Source organism: Microbacterium sp. NPDC056003, from assembly GCF_042274785.1.
Classification (GTDB): domain Bacteria; phylum Actinomycetota; class Actinomycetes; order Actinomycetales; family Microbacteriaceae; genus Microbacterium.
The window spans coordinates 1,454,589-1,473,674 of sequence record NZ_JBHJXQ010000001.1 but is presented as its reverse complement, the minus strand read 5'-3'; the positions used below and the strand labels follow the sequence as shown (position 1 = coordinate 1,473,674).

The 19,086-nt window shown below is 70.9% G+C and carries 17 protein-coding genes; 4 read left to right on the top strand and 13 right to left on the bottom strand.

Annotated features, from left to right (window positions below; all coding sequences use genetic code 11):
• Window positions 1-21 precede the first annotated feature (21 nt).
• Entirely contained in the window at window positions 22-1,524 is a 1,503-nt protein-coding gene (locus ACFC1W_RS06870; RefSeq protein ID WP_375990208.1) for a flotillin family protein, read from the top strand.
• 560 nt (window positions 1,525-2,084) lie between these two features.
• Here ACFC1W_RS06870 and ACFC1W_RS06865 read toward each other — a convergent pair.
• From ACFC1W_RS06865 to ACFC1W_RS06815, 11 genes are all read right to left on the bottom strand, one after another.
• Window positions 2,085-3,470, bottom strand: a complete 1,386-nt coding sequence (locus tag ACFC1W_RS06865; RefSeq protein WP_375991442.1) for a glycine--tRNA ligase — start codon at window positions 3,468-3,470, stop codon at window positions 2,085-2,087.
• A gap of 66 nt (window positions 3,471-3,536) precedes the next feature.
• A complete protein-coding gene (locus ACFC1W_RS06860; RefSeq protein ID WP_375990205.1) occupies window positions 3,537-4,580 on the bottom strand; it encodes a hypothetical protein in 1,044 nt (347 codons plus the stop codon).
• Between the two features lie 12 nt (window positions 4,581-4,592).
• Window positions 4,593-6,467 (bottom strand): substrate-binding domain-containing protein, encoded by a 1,875-nt coding sequence (locus tag ACFC1W_RS06855; protein WP_375990203.1) that lies wholly within the window; start codon window positions 6,465-6,467, stop codon window positions 4,593-4,595.
• A 65-nt stretch (window positions 6,468-6,532) separates the two neighbouring features.
• Entirely contained in the window at window positions 6,533-6,856 is a 324-nt protein-coding gene (locus ACFC1W_RS06850; protein WP_241111433.1) for a DUF4870 domain-containing protein, read from the bottom strand.
• 128 nt (window positions 6,857-6,984) lie between these two features.
• A complete protein-coding gene (locus ACFC1W_RS06845; RefSeq protein WP_375990200.1) occupies window positions 6,985-8,313 on the bottom strand; it encodes an alpha-hydroxy-acid oxidizing protein in 1,329 nt (442 codons plus the stop codon).
• A 123-nt stretch (window positions 8,314-8,436) separates the two neighbouring features.
• Window positions 8,437-8,595: a hypothetical protein gene (locus ACFC1W_RS06840; RefSeq protein ID WP_191764592.1), complete on the bottom strand. Its 159-nt coding sequence runs from the start codon at window positions 8,593-8,595 to the stop codon at window positions 8,437-8,439.
• A gap of 99 nt (window positions 8,596-8,694) precedes the next feature.
• A complete protein-coding gene (locus ACFC1W_RS06835; protein WP_375990198.1) occupies window positions 8,695-9,600 on the bottom strand; it encodes a hypothetical protein in 906 nt (301 codons plus the stop codon).
• Window positions 9,597-10,730, bottom strand: coding sequence for an o-succinylbenzoate synthase (gene menC, locus ACFC1W_RS06830; protein ID WP_375990196.1), 1,134 nt, complete (start codon window positions 10,728-10,730; stop codon window positions 9,597-9,599). Before menC ends, ACFC1W_RS06835 begins: the two co-directional genes overlap by 4 nt.
• Before the next feature lie 36 nt (window positions 10,731-10,766).
• Window positions 10,767-10,919 (bottom strand): hypothetical protein, encoded by a 153-nt coding sequence (locus ACFC1W_RS06825; protein WP_375990194.1) that lies wholly within the window; start codon window positions 10,917-10,919, stop codon window positions 10,767-10,769.
• A gap of 65 nt (window positions 10,920-10,984) precedes the next feature.
• Entirely contained in the window at window positions 10,985-11,902 is a 918-nt protein-coding gene (locus ACFC1W_RS06820) for a cyclase family protein (protein WP_375990191.1), read from the bottom strand.
• Between the two features lie 75 nt (window positions 11,903-11,977).
• The gene (locus ACFC1W_RS06815) at window positions 11,978-12,694 is read right to left on the bottom strand and encodes a GNAT family N-acetyltransferase (RefSeq protein ID WP_375990188.1); all 717 of its coding nucleotides are present in this window, start codon (window positions 12,692-12,694) and stop codon (window positions 11,978-11,980) included.
• Between the two features lie 93 nt (window positions 12,695-12,787).
• Here ACFC1W_RS06815 and ACFC1W_RS06810 point away from each other — a divergent pair, with 93 nt between their 5' ends.
• Window positions 12,788-14,188 (top strand): MFS transporter, encoded by a 1,401-nt coding sequence (locus tag ACFC1W_RS06810; RefSeq protein WP_375991439.1) that lies wholly within the window; start codon window positions 12,788-12,790, stop codon window positions 14,186-14,188.
• A 74-nt stretch (window positions 14,189-14,262) separates the two neighbouring features.
• Window positions 14,263-15,867 carry a peptide MFS transporter gene (locus tag ACFC1W_RS06805; protein ID WP_375990185.1) on the top strand — a complete coding sequence of 535 codons (1,605 nt, stop codon included), beginning with the start codon at window positions 14,263-14,265 and terminating at the stop codon, window positions 15,865-15,867.
• Between the two features lie 37 nt (window positions 15,868-15,904).
• Here ACFC1W_RS06805 and ACFC1W_RS06800 read toward each other — a convergent pair whose 3' ends face one another.
• Complete coding sequence (locus ACFC1W_RS06800) at window positions 15,905-16,471, bottom strand: SRPBCC family protein (RefSeq protein WP_375990182.1); 567 nt, start codon at window positions 16,469-16,471, stop codon at window positions 15,905-15,907.
• Window positions 16,472-16,599: 128 nt separating this feature from the next.
• On the opposite strand from ACFC1W_RS06800, the gene purU reads away from it, so the two are divergent.
• On the top strand, window positions 16,600-17,481 hold the full coding sequence (gene purU, locus ACFC1W_RS06795) for a formyltetrahydrofolate deformylase (protein WP_375990180.1): 882 nt from the start codon (window positions 16,600-16,602) through the stop codon (window positions 17,479-17,481).
• Between the two features lie 13 nt (window positions 17,482-17,494).
• On the opposite strand, the gene ACFC1W_RS06790 is transcribed toward purU, so the two are convergent.
• Window positions 17,495-19,081 (bottom strand): CDP-alcohol phosphatidyltransferase, encoded by a 1,587-nt coding sequence (locus ACFC1W_RS06790; RefSeq protein ID WP_375990177.1) that lies wholly within the window; start codon window positions 19,079-19,081, stop codon window positions 17,495-17,497.
• Window positions 19,082-19,086: the final 5 nt, after the last annotated feature.

The following is a 19,086-nucleotide window of genomic DNA, read 5'->3' as shown; positions in this document are numbered from 1 at the left end:
CCTCCCCACCGAAAGGCACTCATGCTCGATCCCCTTCTCGTCCAGGTGATCGCCGTCATCGCGCTCGTCATCGCGGTGCTCGGGCTCCTGGTCTTCATCGCGCGTCGCATCCGGCGCGTCCCCCCGAACGAGGCCCTCGTCATCGTCGGTCGCGGCGCCGGCCGCCCGGCCGCCGACGAGACCGGCGTCGGGCAGCGCGTCGTGATCGGCGGGCGAACCTTCGTGTGGCCGATCCTGCAGCAGGGCTTCGCCATCTCGCTCGAGCAGCGCCAGATCGGCATCACCGTCGAGGGCGTCGACAAGAACCGCATCAAGATCGCGATCAAGGCGTCCATCAACTTCAAGGTCTCGGGCAGCGAGGACGGCGTGCGCCGAGCGGCCCAGCGCTTCCTCTCGCAGCAGGACCTCCTCACCGAGATCATCAAGGAGTCCCTCGAGGGCTCGTTGCGGTCGATCGTCGGCGACATGACGATCGAGCAGATCATCTCCGATCGCAAGAGCCTGTCCGACCGCGTCGTCGCCGAGACCAAGGCCGACCTGGTCGAGCAGGGTCTGCAGGTCGACCTGCTCAACATCAGCGACATCTCCACGCCCGGCAGCGACTACCTCGCGAATCTCGGTCGTGCCGAGGCCGCCCGCGCCCGCCAGGTCGCCGAGATCAGCGAGGCCGAGGCTTCGCGCGCCAGCGAGTTCGCACGCATCGAGGCGGCGGAGCAGATCGCCGAGCGTCAGAAGGCTCTCGCGCTGCGCCAGGCGACGATCAAGGCCGAGACCGACCGGGCGAACGCCGAGGCGCAGGCATCCGGCCAGCTCGCCACCGCCGAGCAGGACAAGCTCGTCGCCGTGCAGGAGCGCGAGGCGCTCACCGAGCAGGCGCTCGTGACGCAGGAGCGGCTCGACATCGAGATCCGCAAGCCAGCCGAGGCACAGGCCTACGCCGAGGTGCAGCGCGCCAACGCTCTGCGCGATGCCGCGAACGCCGCGACCGAGGCCGACGCCTACAAGCGCACGAAGATCGCCGAGGCGAACAAGGTCGCCGCGGTGCAGGATGCCGAGGCCTCTGCCACGGCCGTCCGCTTCTCAGGTGAGGCCGAGCGCGACAAGCAGGTCGCCCTCGCCGCGGGCATCAAGGCCGAGGGTGAGGCGCGCGCCGCCGCGATCCAGGCCGAGGGTCTCGCCGAGGCCGCCTCGACCGACGCGAAGGCGCTCGCGCTGCAGAAGTACGGCGAAGCCGCGCTCGCGCAGGAGATCATCTCGCGCCTGCCCGACATCGTGCGCGCGGCGGCCGAGCCGATCGCGTCGATCGACAAGCTCACGGTCGTCTCCACCGACGGGGCGTCCGAGATGACGAAGACCGTCGGCAAGGTGCTGGGCGAGGGCACGGAGGTCGTCAAGAACCTCACCGGCCTCGACCTCCAGACGCTGCTGTCGGCCTACGCCATCAAGGCGACCGGTGCCGAGGCGGCGATCGACGGCGCGAAGAACGCGGGCGACGGCGCGAAGGCCGCGGCCGGCACGAAGTAGCCCGCCCCTTCGCAAGCGCCCGGTCCTCAAAGGACCGGGCGTTTGTGCTGTGCGGGCTGCGCGGTCGGTCGCCTGGTCGCGGAAGTGCGGGCCGCGGGTGTCGCGGGCGTGCGGGCCTGCGGGCCTGCGGGCCTGCGGGCCTGCGGGCCTGCGGGCCTGCGGGCCTGCGGGCCTGCGGGCCTGCGGGCCTGCGGGCCTGCGGCGAGCAGGGGTCGCGGCATCCCCCAAAACAGGAGATCTGGCGAAGACCGGACGATTCCCGCCGAAACCTCCTGCCTCCGCCAGATCACCTGATCTCGGCAACACCGGATGGGCCCGGAACGCCACCGTCCCGCACTATCGCGGGTCGGGCATCCCCCAGAACAGGAGATTTGGCGAACACAGGACGATTCCCGCCGAAACCTCCTGTTCTCGCCAGATCACCTGATCTGAGCAACAGAACCGAGCGCGGGCGACGGCGTCAAGACTGCGGCCGGCACGAAGTACCGAGCGCGGGAGACAAGAAGAGGGGATGCCGCGACCCGGCCGGGTCGCGGCATCCGCTCTTCTGCTTCTCCGACTCAGGCGCCCTGGAGCCGCTCGCTGAGGTAGGCGTGGAGGGCGTCGAGCGGCACGCGCTCCTGGCCCATCGTGTCGCGGTCGCGCACGGTGACGGCGCGGTCGTCGAGCGAGTCGAAGTCGACCGTCACGCAGAACGGCGTGCCGATCTCGTCCTGACGGCGGTAGCGGCGGCCGATGGCTCCGGCGTCGTCGAAGTCGACGTTCCACTCACCGCGCAGCACATCGGCCACCTCTCGCGCGATGGGCGAGAGCTGCTCGTTGCGCGAGAGCGGCAGGATCGCGACCTTGACCGGGGCGAGCCGCGGGTCGAGCTTGAGCACCGTGCGGGTGTCGGTGCCGCCCTTCGCGTTCGGCGCCTCCTCCTCGTGGTACGCGTCGACGAGGAACGCCATCATCGCGCGCGTGAGGCCGAACGACGGCTCGATGACGTACGGGATGTACTTCTCGCCGGAGGCCTGGTCGAAGTACGTCAGGCTCTGACCCGACGCCTCGGTGTGGCTGGAGAGGTCGTAGTCGGTGCGGTTGGCGACGCCCATGAGCTCGCCCCACTCCTTGCCGGTGAAGCCGAAGCGGTACTCGATGTCGATGGTGCCGGCGGAGTAGTGCGCGCGGTCCTCTTGGGGCACGTCGAACTGGCGCATGTTCTCGGGGTCGATGCCGAGATCGATGAACCAGTCCCAGCACGCCTGGACCCAGTGGTCGAACCACTCGCCCGCCTCGGCGGGCGGCGTGAAGAACTCGATCTCCATCTGCTCGAACTCGCGCGTGCGGAAGATGAAGTTTCCGGGCGTGATCTCGTTGCGGAACGCCTTGCCGACCTGGCCGATGCCGAACGGCGGCTTCTTGCGCGACGCGGTGAGCACGTTGGAGAAGTTCACGAAGATGCCCTGCGCGGTCTCGGGGCGCAGGAAGTGCAGGCCCGACTCGTCGTCGACGACGCCGAGGTAGGTCTTCACGAGGCCCGAGAAGGCCTTCGGCTCGGTGTACTGGCCCTTCGTGCCGCAGTTCGGGCACGGGACATCCGCCAGTCCGTTCTCGGCCTTGCGGCCCTTGCGCGCCTCGAAGTCCTCGAGGAGGTTGTCGGCGCGGAACCGCTTGTGGCACTGCAGGCACTCGACGAGCGGGTCGGTGAAGGTCGCGACGTGGCCGGAGGCCTCCCACACGCGCTTCGGCAGGATGATCGACGAGTCGAGGCCGACCATGTCGCCGCGGCCGCGCACGAACGTCTGCCACCACTGGCGCCGGATGTTCTCCTTGAGCTCCGTGCCGAGGGGGCCGTAGTCCCACGCCGACCGGGATCCGCCGTAGATCTCGCCCGCCTGGAACACGAACCCGCGGTGGCGGGCGAGGGCGATGACTTTGTCGAGGCGGGACTGCTCGGCCATGGTGGCTCCAATGGTCGGGATGGGTGTTCGTGCCGGATGCGGCGAGCGCCGCGGCATCCGTCGATTCTAGTCGTCGGAGCCGGGCCGGCCGGACGATCCGGGCTCGTCCCCGGCGGCGCGCTCGAACTCCCGGTCCCACTCGCGCAGCTCCTTGCGACGGCCGATGAGTCCGTCGAGCGACACCTGGAAGTGCAGGCCGCGCCGGGCGTTGACCTGCTTGATGTTCTCGACGAGCTCGAGCGAGAACGCCGACACCGCGCTGCGCACCTCGTCGATGCGCTCGGCCGGGTCATCCCACAGGTCGGGGTGGATGAGGATGTCGAGCAGGTAGTCGCGGTCGAGGGCGCCGGTGAGTTTGCGCAGCGTCTCGCCGTACTCGACGGCGGCAGTCGCGCGCTGCCCCTCCTCGCCCTTGCGGTCGAGGCGGTCGAAGAGCTCGGTCGTGTGGGCCGCGATCCGGCCGATCTCGGCGGAGACCTCGCCCGCCTGCGCAATGCCCCCAGCCCCGGCGTGGGCGTACTCCGCGCTGAGGGTCTGCAGCGTCTGCACGTGCGCGCGCACCGGATCCGGGAGCGGATGCCGCACCGCGGCGCCACGCGTGCGGCGACGCCGCGAGCGCATGACGCCGAAGAGCGCGCCCCCTGCGGCGAGCAGCACCACCGCGCCGACCGCGATGCCGACGAACGGGCCGGCGTCGGCGCCGCCGGACGACGGCGCGTCGGGCGTGAGCGCGATGACCCCCTGGATCGTCTCGGTGAGCGCGGCGTCGACGTCGGGGGCCGACACCTCCGCCTCGTTCGCGACGCGCATCGCCTCGCCCGGCGCGAGCACGCGGGAGCCGGCCGACAGGTCGTCGCCGACCGCCACGATGATCGTCGTGGTTCCCGGGTGCGCGGCTGCCAGTTCGGACACGATGTCGGGTCCGGATGCCTCGAGCGCGGCGTTGTCGGAGAAGACCGCCACCCCGATCGACTCGTCGCCGATCTGCTGGGCGAGCTGGTCGCGGAGCGATGCCGCATCGGCGACCTCCGACGACACGTACACGCTGGCGGATCCGAGCGCGTCGACGGCGTCGTCGACGTAGCCCTGGCCGTCCATCGCGCTGTGCATGCTCGCCGTCGCCTAGAAGTTGTTGATGACCGAGGCGAACACGAGGTCGATCTTCGCGGCGTCCGACGCATCGAACCACTGGCCACCGGTGGCCTCGGCGATCCGCTGCAGGGCGCCGGTGTCGGCACCCTCGCCGTACGCGATCGGGAAGATGCGCACGGGGGCGTCGTCGCCGCCCTCGCGCGTCGCTTTGCCGATCTTCGCGATGAGCGAGTCGAGCGAGATCGACGAGTCGGTGTCCTGCCCGTCGGACAGCACGACGATCGCGTTGATGCGACCGGGCTCGGCACGTTTCGTCATCTCGTCGTACGCCTGCGCGATCGCGTCGTAGAGCGGCGTGCCTTCGCGCTTCGCGAAGCGCAGGTCGTCGAGCGACGCGTCGACCGACTCTCGGTCCGACGCGAGCGGCGAGACGTCGCGCAGCACGACGAGGTTCTCACCCGCCGTGGAGTCGACGCCCGTGGTGAACGCCCAGACCCCGACCTCGTCGCTCGAGCGGAAGTGGCCGAGGGTCGCCTGCGCGCCCTCGATGGCGCCGTCGAGCTTCGACCGGCCGTCGCCGATCGGCTCGTCCATCGAGCCCGAGATGTCGATCACCTCGAGCACCGACGACGGTTTGCGGATCTGCGTCCACTGATCGATGGCCGCCGAGACGACATCGACCTCGGGCCGCGGGAGCGAGATCGCCGGCCCCGCCGGGTCGACGCCGTACGCCGCGGTGAAGAGGTCGCCGAGCGGGACCGTCTCGTCGAGCGGCCGGAAGCCGAACTCGGGCACGATCTCCTGCGCGGCCTCGGTCTGCAGGAACGCCGCGAAGGCGGCGCCCGCATCGGCCTGGGCATCGGTCACCCAGTCGGCGCCGAGCACCGTGATCGGGTTGTCCGACCACATCGATCCGCCCGACGGGTACACCGCGACGAGCTTCTCCTTCGGCGGGGTGAGCTGCTCCCCCGGCTGCACGGTGTGCGAGTCGGGGTTGCCCTGGTTGTAATTGAGCAGCGACGTCTCTTCGAGGGCGACGGCCGACACATAGCCGGAGCCGCCCGCGCCGTTCTGGGTCTCGTCGTACAGCGTCGTGAGCACCTTGCCGGTCGTGTCGCCGTAGTGGATCACGCACTCCTCGAACACCCGCGAGAAGTCCGCCGCGGCGGCGACGTCGGCGGCGGTGAGGCCGTCGGTCTTGCCGGATGCCTCGTACGACTGCATCAGGATCGCCGACAGGCCGGTCGTCGAGGTGTTCGGGTTCGTCTTCGAGATCTTGAAGGAACCCCACAGGTCTTTGCCGACGCTGCCCCAGCCCTCGGGGTCCTGGCACAGACGCTCGAAATCGGCGATGCCGATCGGCGACCCGGGATAGCCGAGGGCCTTCGCCATCGTCTCGGGCACGCCGAAGACGATGGGCGTGCGGGTGAACGACTCGGGCTCGCCGACGAGAGCAGCGGATGCCGCAGCGGCCACGCGCTCGGTCCACACCGTCGACGCAGGCGACCACATGGTGGGCCAGCGACGCGTGTTCTCGTCGGGCCAGTCCTGTCCCGACGTGAGGAAGCGCGTGGCGTCGCCCGACGACACGTTGATCGGGCGCACGGTCGCGCACTCGTCCAGCGCCTCGTGCTCGGGCGACTCCTTGAACGCGGCGGCGAGCGCGTCGAGCATGTTGACCTTCTCGGACGACGTCGCCACGACCACGCTCGTGCAGCCGTCGTCGGCGAAGTCGCCGTCGCCGAAGTCGCCGCCCTCGGTGCCCCCTCCCCCGAAGCAGGCGCTGAGGGCCAGCGCTGCGATGAGGATCCCGGCGCCTGCGGCGCTGCGCCGTGCGGGCGGGCGGACGCGCTCGGGCGAGAAGGGCGAGGAGGCGGCGAGGACCCGCCGGCGTGGGGCTGGCATGGGGCCAGCCTAAGGGTGAACCCGGCCCGTCGCGGGCTCGGCCGCGACGCTGTGGAGCGAGGTCGTCAGGAGACGAAGCCGATCGACATCGGGTACTTGTACCACTCGCCCCGGTTGGCCTTCACGGCCGCGACGATGCAGAACACGATGTTGAGCACGTAGGCCGCGAGCAGGATGAAGATGCCGATGAGCACGAACGTCAGGACGGTGCCCACGACGTACGCGATGAGCAGCGTCAGCTGGAAGTTCAGCGCGGTCGCCGAGTGGGCGCGCACGAACGGTCCGCGGTCCTTCAGCACCAGGTAGCCGATGAGCGGGGCGAGGAATCCGAAGAAGAGGCCCCCCAGGTTGATGAGAGTCGCCCAGAGCTTCTCGTCGGCCGGGTTCATCGGCTGCGGCGCGGAGTAGGGGGTGGACGGCTGGTACGGCGGAGGCGTGGTCACCGCCTCAGCATAGAGGCGCGGCGCGTCGGCGACACGGGGGCTGACCCCCGACTTCGCACGGACGGTGCGCCAGGTCACGCCTCGCGCAGTGCGCCCGGGCCGACCTGGGCGATCGATGTGTGCCCCGACAGGCCGAGCGTGATGTCGAGCTCGGCGAGGATGTTGCGCACGGCCTCGCGCACGCCGTCCTCACCCGCGATGCCGAGGCCGTACGCGTACGGGCGGCCGATCGCGACGGCCGTGGCGCCGAGTGCGAGAGCGATGAAGGCATCCGATCCCTGCCGCACCCCCGAGTCGAAGATCACCGGCACCCGTCCGCCGACCCGCTCCACGACAGCCGGAAGCGCCTCGAGGGTCGGCACCGATTGGTCGATCTGGCGTCCGCCGTGGTTCGACACCCACACGCCGTCCGCTCCGACGTCGACGGCGCGCGCCGCATCGTCGGGGTGCACGATCCCCTTGAGCAGGATGGGCAGGGCCGTCCATTCGCGCGCCTTGGCGAGGTCGTCCCACGTCAGCGCGGGGGTGGAGAACACCTCGAGGAACGTCTCGACCGCGGCACGCGGCAGCGGCGAACGGAGGTTCTCGCGCAGTCCGCCCCCGGTGAGCGCCGCGCCCTTGCGCGCGATCTTCACGCCCGCCGCCACCGTCTGCGGGGTGAGGCGCACCGGCGGCGCGGGCGGGGCCGCGGCATCCGCTCCTCTTCTCACGCGCTCACGCACGAGCTGCTGGAAGACGGGGTCGCTGGTGTACTGCGCGATGCCCATGCCGCGCGTGAAGGGGAGGTACGCGAGGTCGAGATCGCGAGTGCGCCAGCCGAGCAGGTGCGTGTCGAGCGTGAGGACGACCGCTTCGCACCCGGATGCCTCGGCCCGGCGCAGCAGTGAGGCGTTGAGGTCGTCGTCGGCCGACCAGTACAGCTGGAACAGGCGCGAGCCGTCGGCCGCGGCATCCCGCACCTCCTCCATCGGGAACGAGGCCTGGTTGCTGAGCGTGAAGGGCAGACCGAGGGATGCCGCGGCCCGCGCCACCGCGAGGTCGGCGTCGTCGTGCGCCATCTCCATCACCCCGAGCGGGGCGAGCAGCAGGGGCGTCGGGCGGCGGCGGCCGAGGAAGTCGATCGACAGGTCGCGGGCGGCGACGTCGCGCAGCGGGCGCGGCCACACCTGCCAGCGGCCGAACGCCGCCGCGTTGGCGCGCATGGTGCGCTCGGCGCCCGCGCCGCCGGCGATGTAGGCGAAGGCCTCGGCGCTGAGCGCCCGGCGGGCCGCGTCTTCGAGGCGCTGGGCATCGACGGGAACGGCGGGCTTGGCGCCGCTGATCCCGGCGCGGTAGACGTCGGACTGCGTGCGACGCGAGATGCCGCGCGCGGCGGCCGGGTCGTGGGGAGCGACGTTGCTCATGCGGCACAGCCTATGCGCGAGCACGCTCGCTCACCGTCCGGGCTGACGAAAGGGCGGGATCCGTGGGAGTCCCGCCCTTTCCGGTGCTCCGACGCTGGGGGTCGACGGAGCGATGGGGGTGTGTCAGGTCTGGCGGCGGATGAAGCGCATCAGCCAGGCGATGATCGCGATGATCACGATGACGATGCCGATCCACAGCAGGAACTTCGCGGCCTCGATGAACACTCCAAGCAGGAGGAGCACGATGCCGACGATGAGAAGGATCACTGCGAGTCCGGTCATGACCCCAGGTTCGCGGCATCCCAGCCGCGCGTCGAGGGGTTGACAAACGCTCATGCGGAGTGCAGGCCCGTGGGCCGGGGATCGCGTCGGCGACCCGCCTCAGCCGCCGAATCCGCACCAGTCGGCCACCCACGTGAGGATCTGGCCGCGGAGTTCTTCGGATGCCGCGAGCTCGATCTCGCCGGGCTCGCCGCCGACCTCCACCTCGAGGTCGAAGATCGTGCCCCGCTTGTCCTCCTGCACGGCGTGCGGGTCGCAGCGGATCGGGACGATCGGCAACGACACCTCCGTCATTCCGGTATCGCCCTCCCGCACCTCCAGTCCGATCGGAAGCGTTTCGAGCGCGGTGTCGCCGCCGTCCTCGAACGTGATCAGGTTCGTGGTCTGGATGCCCGAGATCAGCACGGCCGAGCGCCCTGTCGGCGCGATGCCGAGCATGAGCGCCGCCGGTTCCCCCGGAGGCGAGGGGTCGAAGTCGGTGAACGACACGTGCGCGGCGTCGGCGACGGCGTCCGCACGGCAGTCGCGCACATGGAGCGGCTCGATGAAGCCGAGCGGATCCTCGATGCCGGCCGACGCGCGCCCGGAGTCATCGCCCAGCGTGTACTCGAGCAGCACCGTCGACTCGGCGGTCCCCGTCGCGTCGCCTGCGCACGCCACGTCGGGGAGCTGCACCCGGATGCCGACGGTGCGGCCGGGCCCGATCGTGCTCTCGCGCTCCTCGACGCGGACGATGGGGGCGGCGAACCGCGGATCGTCGACCTCGACGGAACCGACGACCAGCGTCTCGTCGGTGCCGTTGCGCACCACGACCTGCGCCTGCCGTGCCGCCACGTCGGAACGACCCTGCTGCAGTTCGACGGTCACGCCGTCGGGCAGCCCCGTGCTCGGCGGCGTCGCCTCGCCGTTCGGCGCCTCTCCGCCGGGCGCACAGGCGGAGAGCGCCAGCGCGAGAAGGGCGGCCGCGGCGGTCGCCGCCCCGCGCACCCTCCGACGCGACGTCATCGCGTCAGCGTCTCCCGCGCCACGGTGACGTCGTCGAGCGCGACCGGATCGATCTCGACGCCGAGGCCGTGTCCGGTCGGCACGCGGACGTGCCCGTCCTCGAGCACCGCCGGCTCGGTGACGATGTCTCGCGAGTAGAAGCGGTCCGACGCCGACACGTCGCCCGGCAGGGTGAACCCGGGCAGAGCGGAGAGCGCCGCGTTCGCCGCGCGCCCGATGCCGGTCTCGAGCATGCCTCCGCACCACACCGGGATGCCGGCATCCCGGCACAGATCATGGATCGCGACCGCCTCGAGATAGCCGCCGACGCGGCCGGCTTTGATGTTGATGATGGATGCCGAGCCCAGCGCGAGCGCGTCGGCGGCGGCCTTCGCCGAGACGATCGACTCGTCGAGGCAGACCGGCGTGCGCAGCCTGCGGGCGAGCGTCGCGTGGTCGACGAGGTCGTCCTCCTGCAGCGGCTGCTCGATGAGCAGCAGGTCGAATCGGTCGAGCTCTGCCAGGGTGTCGGCGTCGGCGAGCGTGTAGGCGGAGTTCGCGTCGACCTGCAGCGCGATCGTGCCGAAGGCGTCGCGCACCGCAGCGGTGTCGGCGATGTCGCGCCCGGGCTTGATCTTGATCTTGATGCGGGCGTAGCCCTCGTCGAGGTACCCGCCGACCGCGTCGACCAGGGCCGACGGGTCGCGCTGGATGCCGACCGAGACGCCGCTGGGAACACGGTCGCGGACGGCGCCGAGATACTCCCCGAGCGCGCGGCCCTCGCTGCGCAGCGCGGTGTCGAGCACCGCCAGCTCGAGCCCGGCCTTCACCATGCGGTGTCCGACGAACGGCGCGAGCGCGCCGGCCACCGCTTCGGGGGCGATCGTGCCGCGGTCGAGCAGGGCGGGCACCAGGAAGCGCAGCGCGACATCCCAGGCGCTCTGCGTGTACTCACTCGAGTAGAGCGGCGCGGCGCCGGTGACGATCTCGCCCCAGCCGTCGCCGCCGGCGGTGAGGGCGCGGACGACGATCACCTCGCGGACCGTCTCGGTCCCGAACGACGTCGTGAACGGGGATACCAGCGGCAGATGAAGAACGCGGAGCTCGAATCCCTCGAGGGCGACGGATGCCGCGGGCGTGGCGATGGGCATGCGCTCAGGCTACGCCCGGCCCACGACCCGCCGCGCTCAGTGGGCGAGTCCCAGCGCAGGTGTCTCGGGGACCACCGGCACGAACGTGCCGCGTGCGCGACGGGGTCCGGTGCGACGGGGAGCGCGGTGGCGTTCGCGGCGAAGCTTCGCCATCACCGCTGCCATCATGAGCTCGATGTGCTCGTGCATGATCGTCTCCACTTCTGCGTTGCTGCAGGAGAGGAGCGCACGAGCGTCGCGCTGATACGTCGATGTCAGTCGGGGATCTCGGCGAACGCCCGCACCGGGAAGGTGCCGAACCCCTCGACGGCGGGCGGAGCCGCCGTGAAGCGGGCTCCGCGGGGCGGAAGCGAGCCGAGGTTCGTGAGGTGCTCGACGACGTGCACCCCGGCACCCAGCAGCAGCGAGTGCGCGGGGCGTTCCCCGCCCGACTCGGTGTCGTCGATGTTGAGCGAATCGATGCCGACGAGCACGGCGCCGGCGTCGATGAGCCACTGTGCGCCTTCGCCGGTGAGGAACGGGGCGCCCGAGCCGTACTCGGGCCGACCGAACCAGCGGTCCCAGCCGGTGTGGAGCAGCACGGCCGCCCCGCGCACATCGCGATCGGCGAGCGTGGCGGCCCGGATCCCGCGGCGCTCAGGCGTCCACGCGTCCTCGAGGTGGAAGACCTCGGCACGCAGTCCGACCAGCGAGCCCAGGTCGAGGCCGGCGAGGTCGGAGCCGTCCGCGTAGCGGTGGAACGGGCTGTCGAGGTAGGTGCCGGTGTTCCCGATCATCGTGAGGATGTCGATCGCGAACTCCGTGCCCGGTGCGTAGCGCGCACGGGAATCCTCGCGGGTGAGGTGCGGCGTGATCGTCGGCGCCGGCAGCCCCGGATACGTCACCAGCCCGGCGCGGATCGGGTGGCTGAGGTCGACGACCCGTGTGCCCACGCCGGTCGCGGCGGCGGCAGCCACGCCTCGGCTGCCGCGGTGCTCCTCCTCCACCACGCGCAGCCCGCGCAGCTCGACCTCGTCGACGAGCGCCAGCCCGAGATGCTGCACCAGCAGCCGGCCGATGTCGTCCTCGGAGACGTCGGCGGACGGCAGGTCGAGGCGGAAGCCGGTGCCGGCGAGCGCTCCCCCGTTGGCGAAGCGGATGTCGAAGTCGAAGTGGGCGCGATACTCGGGCATGTCGCGAGCCTAGAACCGAGCGGGTCCCTCCGACTGCCGCATCCCGTCGGATTCCCGCCGTTCCGCGCGTGACCCCTATCGCCTCGCGACGAACAGATACCCGCGCTCGTCGTCGAAGCCGCCGATGCGCAGGCCGTCGGCGATGTTGCGCATGATCTCGTCACGCACGCGCACGCGCCAGGCCGCAGCATCCGCCGGATCGGTGCGCCGCAGCGACTCGATGTCGTGCGGCACCGCGACCGACGCCACCACCCGATCGTCCTCCGGCGTCGGTACGGGCGGCGCGGCGAGCGCCCACGACACCATGATGCGGTCGGTCTCGTCACCGCGGTTGATCCCGTCGTCCATCGCGCCGTAGTGGTTGACGAGGTACTCGGTCACGCGCGTGCCGAGCGTGCACAGGTTGAAATGCGCGTTGCGGGCGACCAGCGGGTCGAACGTCCAGGTGATGTGGCCGACCTCGCGGGCCAGCGCCCACTCGCGCTGATGCTGCTTGAGCAGCCTGCCGAGGCCCCGGCTCTGCAGCCCCGGCGTCACGCCGGTGATGTGGCTGTGCATGGTGCGCGCGGCGGGCGGCGCGAAGAAGCCGACGGAGGCCCCGACCATGCGCCCGCCCTCGTACAGGCCGACGGCGTAGTTGCCGGAGTGAGCCAGCGCGCGGAGCAGATTCGGCGGCATCCCGCCGCGGTCGCCGCCCCACACCTCGGCGAGCACGTGCGACGCGGTGTGGACGGCGTCGATCGTGTCGAGGGCGTGGATGTCGATGCCCGGCGGGGTCGCGGAGTCGGCCATGCGATCACGGTACTCCGGCCCGGGCGGTCGTCGCGCGGATAGCCTGGACGGATGCGCGCGCGGGATGAGGACGACAGAAGAAGACTCACCCGGATGCCGCGCCAGGGCGCCATCGTGGCGGTCCTGGCGATCGCCGGCCTCGCCTCGTCCTTCATGTTCACGCTGGTCGTGCCGATCCAGTCGAAGCTGCCCGAGCTGCTCGACGCCAGCCGGGAGGACACCGCGTGGGTCGTGACCTCGACCCTGCTCGCCGCGGCGATCATCACGCCCATCTCGGGCCGGCTCGGCGACATGTACGGCAAGCGGCGCATCGTGCTCGTGCTGCTCGCACTGCTCGTGCTGGGATCGGTGATCGCCGCTCTCTCGCCCGGCATCGTCGGCATCATCGTCGGCCGCACCCTGCAGGGCGCGGTCGTGGGCGTCGTGCCCCTCGGCATCTCGATCCTGCGCGACGTGCTGCACGAGAAGCGCGTCGACACCGCGATCGCCCTCATCAGCGCGACGCTGGGGGTCGGCGGCGCCCTCGGCCTGCCGATCAGCGCGTTCATCACCGAGCGCAGCGACTGGCACGTGCTGTTCTGGGTCGCCGCGGGCCTCGGAGCGGTGGTGTTCGCGCTCGTGCTGTGGATCGTTCCGGTGAGCGTGCTGCGCACCGCCGGCCGGTTCGACTTCGTCGGCGCGGCGGGTCTCAGCCTCGGTCTGCTCGGGATCCTGCTGGCGATCTCGCGCGGCAACGAGTGGGGCTGGCTCTCGCCGCCGGTGCTCGCACTCGGCGTCGGCGGCCTGGTGGTGCTGCTGGCCTGGGGCTGGTTCGAGCTGCGCATCGCCGAACCCCTCCTCGATCTGCGCGTCGCCGCGCGGCGCCCGGTGCTGCTGACCAACATCGCCTCGGTCGCGATGGGCTTCTCGCTGTTCGCGTCGAACGTCGTCTACCCGCAGATGCTCGAACTGCCCGTCGCCACCGGCGGCTTCGGCCTCTCGCTGCTGGCCGCGAGCCTCGTCGTGATGCCCGCGGGCATCGTGATGATGGTGCTCTCGCCGTTCTCCGGCCGGATGGCCCGCACGGTCGGACCCAAGCTGCTGCTCGTGCTCGGAGCGATCTCGCTCATCGCCGCGTACGGGTTCACGCTGCTGTTCTCGTCGGAGGTGTGGCACCTCGTCGTGGCGAACTTCCTCATCGGCGCCGGCATCGGCTTCGGCTACGCGGCGATGCCGATGCTCATCATGCGGTCGGTGCCGCAGTCCGAGACCGGTGCCTCCAACGGCCTCAACGCGCTCTTCCGCTCGCTCGGCACCAGTACCGCCGCCGCCATCGTCGGCGCAGTGCTGGCGACCTTCACCGTGTCGTACCAGGGCGCCCCCGTGCCGTCGGCCACCGGCTTCCAGCTCTCGTTCCTGCTCGGGGGCGCCGCGGCCGTCATCGCGCTCGTCGTCGCCCTCTTCATCCCGCGGCACCGCTCGGCCCAGGAGCGGCACCCCTCTCTCCCGGAGTGACCGTGAGCCCACTGTCGAGCGGGCTGGCGGGCCGCTAGCCTGACGTCATTCCACCGGGGGCGGCGACGGGAGCGATGATGGCCGAGCGCGACGAACGGGATCCGGAGCAGGTGCCGGTCGGGGCGCCCGACGGGGCGACCGCGGCCGGGGCCGAGGCATCCGCCACGACTTCCGGCGCCGCTGCCGCAGAGCGCAGCGGCACCGACGCGGCCGCCACAGCGGGCCCCGGCGATCACGACACGCGATTCTTCGGACAGCCCTGGTCCCTCGTCCACATCTTCTTCGTGGAGATGTGGGAGCGGTTCAGCTTCTACGGCATGCAGGGGATCCTGCTGCTGTACATGTACTACTCCGTGACCGAGGGCGGACTCGGGATGCCGGAGGCCACGGCCGCGGGGATCGTCGGCGCCTACGGCGGCACGGTGTACCTCTCGACGATCCTCGGGGCATGGGTCGCCGACCGGCTGCTCGGTTCGGAGCGCGTGCTGTTCTACAGCGCGATCGTCATCATGGCGGGGCACGTCGCGCTCTCGCTGATCCCGGGCTACTGGGGCCTGGGTGTCGGCCTCATCCTCGTCGCGGTCGGATCGGGAGGCCTGAAGGCGAATGCGACGGCGGTCGTCGGCACGCTCTACGCCCCCGACGACACGCGACGCGACGCCGGCTTCTCGCTGTTCTACCTCGGCATCAACCTGGGCGCGTTCTTCGGGCCGATCCTCACCGGCTGGGCGCAGGTGACGTGGGGCTTCCACGCCGGCTTCCTGCTCGCAGCGATCGGCATGGCCGCCGGACTCATCCAGTACTCGTTCGGCCGGCGCGGCCTGCCCGAGGATGCGAGCGTCGTCGCCAATCCGCTGCCGCGCAACCGCTACGGGCTGTGGGTGGGAATCGCCGTCGGCGCCGTGCTCGTGATCGTCGCCCTCGTGCTCCTGCAGGTGATCCGCGCCGACAACCTCGCGCAGGTCGTCATCCTGATCACGGTGGTCGCGGCGGTCGCGTACTTCGCCGTGATCCTGTCGTCGCGGGCCATCTCGCCGGTCGAGCGATCGCGGGTGTTCGGATTCATCCCGCTGTTCCTCGTGAGCGTCGCGTTCTGGTCGCTGTACCAGCAGCAGTTCACGGTGCTGACGATCTACTCCGACAAGCAGCTGGACCGCACCGTCTTCGGCATCGAACTGCCGCCGTCGGTCATCCAGTCGATCAACCCGATCTTCATCATCATCCTGTCGGGCGTGTTCGCCGCTTTGTGGACGAAACTCGGCGCCCGGCAGCCGTCCACGCCCGTGAAGTTCGGCCTCGCGTCGATCATCATGGGCATCGCGTTCCTGCTCTTCCTGCCCTTCACCGGCGGGGCGCCGAACTCGACCCCGATGCTGGCCATCGTGGGAATCCTGTTCGTCTTCACCGTCGCCGAGCTGCTGCTCTCGCCCGTCGGGCTGTCGGTGACGACGAAGCTGGCACCGACGCGCTTCCACACTCAGATGGTGGCGCTGTTCTTCCTCTCGGTGGCCCTCGGCACGTCGATCGCGGGCTGGCTGGCGAGCTTCTACGACCCCGAGAACGACCCGCAGGGCGAGGTGCCGTACTTCCTCACACTGGGTCTCATCGCGATCGCGGTCGGCGCCGTGCTGCTCGTGTTCGTGAAGCCGGTGCTCAAGCTGATGAGGGGCGTGCGCTGACGCACGCCCCTCACGGGCTCAGTGGCCGAACCGTCGATCAGACGCGATCGCCGCCTGCGGAGTACGGGGCGGAGGGCTGTGCGGCAGCCGGGGATTCGGCGCCGTAGCCGCCGCTCATCGCCTCGGCATCGCGCTCGGTGACTCCGTCATGCACTTCACCGCGCCAGCCGCCGGTCTCGCGGCCGCGCTCCTCCATGAACGACTGGAAGCGCTTGAGGTCGGCCTCGGCCTGGCGCTCGTCGATGTCGAGGGCAGCGCCCACCTTCTCGACGAACGTCTCGGGCAGCCACATCATCTCGAGATCGACGTGCGTGCCGCCATCGGCGTTCGGGCGGAAGGTGACGCGGCCGGTGTGGGTCTTGCCGTCGATGCTCGCCCACGCGATGAGCTGGTCGGGCACCTGCTCGGTGATCTCGGCCTCGAACTCACGGCGCACGCCGCCCACGCTCACGACCCACCGCGTGCGGGTGTCGTCGAGCTGCGTGACTTCCTTCACGGCGTGCAGGAAGCTCGGGAACGACTCGAACTGCGTCCACTGGTTGTACACGGGCCGGATCGGCGCATCGACGTCGATATCGGCGCTCATGGTGCTGGTTTTGGCCATGGTTCCTCCCTGGATCTGCGGTCCGCCCACGCTAGGCGCACCGGCACACGAGCCGGAGGGGGTTGACGATCGCCGTCCGGGCGTCTACCCGCGTCACGGGCCCCGCGACGACAGGGCAGAATCGATGCATGGCCGCCCACAGCCCGCATCTGCTCCCCGACCACGCCTGCCTCATCGTCCACGGCAGCGACCGGCCCGGGATCGTGGCCGCGGTGTCGGCCCTCATCACGCGCAACCAGGGCAACATCGTCGCGTTCGACCAGTACTCCGACGACCCGACCGGCGGCGCGTACTTCCAGCGGGTCGTGTTCCACCGGCCCGACCTCGCCGCGGCCCTGCCCGGGATCGAGGCCGACCTCGCCCGCACCCTCGGCGAGGGCTTCGACCTCGAGTGGACGATCACCGACCAGTCCGTGCCGAAGCGCATGGCGATCCTCGCGTCGAAGCAGGACCACTGCCTGCTCGACCTGCTGTGGCGTCACCGCCGCGGCGACCTGCCGGTCACGATCCCGATGGTGATCTCGAACCACACCACCGCCGCCGACGACGTGCGCTCGTTCGGGGTGCCGTTCTTCCACGTGCCCTCCACGCCGGGGCCCGACAAGTCGGCATCGGAGGCCGAGATCGTCACGCTGCTCGCGGGCAACGTCGACTTCGTGGTGCTCGCGCGGTACATGCAGATCCTGTCGGCGGACTTCCTCGAGAAGCTCGGGGTGCCGGTGATCAACATCCACCACTCGTTCCTCCCCGCCTTCATCGGCGCGGAGCCGTACAAGAAGGCGAAGGAGCGCGGCGTCAAGCTGATCGGCGCGACCTCGCACTACGTGACCGACGACCTCGACGAAGGTCCGATCATCGAGCAGGACACCATCCGCGTGACGCACGGCGACTCGGTGGCCGAGCTCGCCCGCCGCGGAGCGGACGTCGAGCGCCAGGTGCTCTCGCGCGCCGTGCTGTGGCACGCGCAGGACCGTGTGATCCGCCACGGCAACCACACGATCGTCTTCTGACCCGGGCCACGGCTCAGGGGCTGAAGGCGTCGATGAACCGGTCTCGGAAGGCATCCATGCGCCAGACCGGCGCGGTGGCTGACGGGCGCACGCCGTCATCCCACCCCCACGACTCGATGTGCTCGAGCACGGCGGGATCCTGAGCGACGATCGTCACCGGGACCTCGCTGTTCGCCTCGTCGCCGCTGACGATGCGCGACGGCTGGTGGTCGCCGACCACGATGAGCACGAGGTCGGACTGATCGAAGGCCGCGAGGTACGAGAACGTCGCCTCGAGCGAGTACGCGACCGACTCGGCGTAGAGCTGCCGCACGCGCCCGGGGTCGCCCCACACAGCGACAGCGGACTCGCCCTCATCCGGCTGCGAGGCGAAGACGCGGCCGTCGCCGAGCTGCGACCACGGCACGATCTTCGGCAGTGGAGTCCACGGGGTGTGCGACGAGACGAGGTCGACCTCCGCCATGACGGGCGCGTCGTCGCCGGAGAGGGCGCGCTCGTGGAAGGCCTGCCAGGTGTACTGGTCGGGCATCCTCGCGTACCCGAACGAGGGGCCGCGGTAGCCGAGGGTCCGGGCGTCGAGCACCGCGTCGAACCCGTAGAACGCCTCGCCCTCGTACCACTCGCGGTCGTTCGACGGCACCACGGCCAGGGTGCGCCACCCCGCGTCTGCGAATGCGCTGCTCAGCGTCATCCGGTCTTCCGCCATCAGTCGCGCGTACTTCGTCTGCGTGTCCACCCATACGCCGCTCTGCAGCGTCGCATGCGCGAGCCAGCTCACCCCGCCGAAGGTGGGCGAGGTCAGGAACGCGCTGCGCGCCGAGTATCCGCGCCGGGCGAGCACCGCGTCGCCCTCGTCGAGCACGCGGTCGACGGGCGCGGTGAACCCCGACGGCTCCACGGCGACACGGCCGTAGCTCTCGACGAACGCGATCACGACGTCCTTGCCGGCGAGCGCCGCGAACAGGTCCCCCGACGCCGGGGTTTCGAGCGAGTCCGCGGCGAGCGCGCGCTCGAATGCCGCCTGCTCGCGCACGCCGGCGACGGCACGGGACGAAGACTCGACCAGGGCCTCGCCGGTCCGGGATGCCGCCACCGGCGCACCCGGCACGAGCTGGGCACCCGCGAGAGAGCACACGATCCAGGTGGCCGCCACGGCGGAGACCACGCCCCGGCCCCGGCGACCGTCGTGCGCGACGAGCGTCCCGACCCGCAGCGCGGCGGCGGCCAGCACCCATCCGGCGAGACTCGCGACGGCCAGGATCAGCGCGACGACCGACGCGGCTCCGACCGGACCCATCGCATCGGACACGACCCCGTATGCCGAGACGAGCGATCCGCCGTCCTCGGCGAGGCTGAACGGGCGATCGATCGTCGATTCGTAGGCGAGGTCGAGACCGGCCACGACGACGGCCACCACGACGATGGCGGCATAGACGCCTGCAACGATCCGCCGCGCGAGCCGATGCGTGACGGCGGCCAGCACGAGCACGACGGCGATCGACTCGACGGGCACCGCCAGCAGCGCTGCCGACCCTTCGTCGCCGAGCGCACCGGGGACGAGCGGGGCGACGAGCAGCGTCGCGCACGCCAGGATCGTCATTGCGG

Excerpts from the sequence above, each read along its gene's own strand:
- ACFC1W_RS06860 (WP_375990205.1), bottom strand. The coding sequence starts at position 4,580 with ATGCACAGCGCGATGGACGGCCAGGGCTACGTCGACGACGCCGTCGAC.
- ACFC1W_RS06835 (WP_375990198.1), bottom strand. The coding sequence starts at position 9,600 with ATGACGTCGCGTCGGAGGGTGCGCGGGGCGGCGACCGCCGCGGCCGCC.
- ACFC1W_RS06805 (WP_375990185.1), top strand. The coding sequence starts at position 14,263 with ATGATGGCCGAGCGCGACGAACGGGATCCGGAGCAGGTGCCGGTCGGG.
- ACFC1W_RS06850 (WP_241111433.1), bottom strand. The coding sequence starts at position 6,856 with ATGAACCCGGCCGACGAGAAGCTCTGGGCGACTCTCATCAACCTGGGG.
- ACFC1W_RS06790 (WP_375990177.1), bottom strand. The coding sequence starts at position 19,081 with ATGACGATCCTGGCGTGCGCGACGCTGCTCGTCGCCCCGCTCGTCCCC.
- ACFC1W_RS06870 (WP_375990208.1), top strand. The coding sequence starts at position 22 with ATGCTCGATCCCCTTCTCGTCCAGGTGATCGCCGTCATCGCGCTCGTC.
- ACFC1W_RS06815 (WP_375990188.1), bottom strand. The coding sequence starts at position 12,694 with ATGGCCGACTCCGCGACCCCGCCGGGCATCGACATCCACGCCCTCGAC.
- ACFC1W_RS06820 (WP_375990191.1), bottom strand. The coding sequence starts at position 11,902 with ATGCCCGAGTATCGCGCCCACTTCGACTTCGACATCCGCTTCGCCAAC.
- menC (WP_375990196.1), bottom strand. The coding sequence starts at position 10,730 with ATGCCCATCGCCACGCCCGCGGCATCCGTCGCCCTCGAGGGATTCGAG.
- ACFC1W_RS06845 (WP_375990200.1), bottom strand. The coding sequence starts at position 8,313 with ATGAGCAACGTCGCTCCCCACGACCCGGCCGCCGCGCGCGGCATCTCG.
- ACFC1W_RS06810 (WP_375991439.1), top strand. The coding sequence starts at position 12,788 with ATGCCGCGCCAGGGCGCCATCGTGGCGGTCCTGGCGATCGCCGGCCTC.
- ACFC1W_RS06865 (WP_375991442.1), bottom strand. The coding sequence starts at position 3,470 with ATGGCCGAGCAGTCCCGCCTCGACAAAGTCATCGCCCTCGCCCGCCAC.
- ACFC1W_RS06855 (WP_375990203.1), bottom strand. The coding sequence starts at position 6,467 with ATGCCAGCCCCACGCCGGCGGGTCCTCGCCGCCTCCTCGCCCTTCTCG.
- ACFC1W_RS06800 (WP_375990182.1), bottom strand. The coding sequence starts at position 16,471 with ATGGCCAAAACCAGCACCATGAGCGCCGATATCGACGTCGATGCGCCG.
- ACFC1W_RS06840 (WP_191764592.1), bottom strand. The coding sequence starts at position 8,595 with ATGACCGGACTCGCAGTGATCCTTCTCATCGTCGGCATCGTGCTCCTC.
- ACFC1W_RS06825 (WP_375990194.1), bottom strand. The coding sequence starts at position 10,919 with ATGCACGAGCACATCGAGCTCATGATGGCAGCGGTGATGGCGAAGCTT.
- purU (WP_375990180.1), top strand. The coding sequence starts at position 16,600 with ATGGCCGCCCACAGCCCGCATCTGCTCCCCGACCACGCCTGCCTCATC.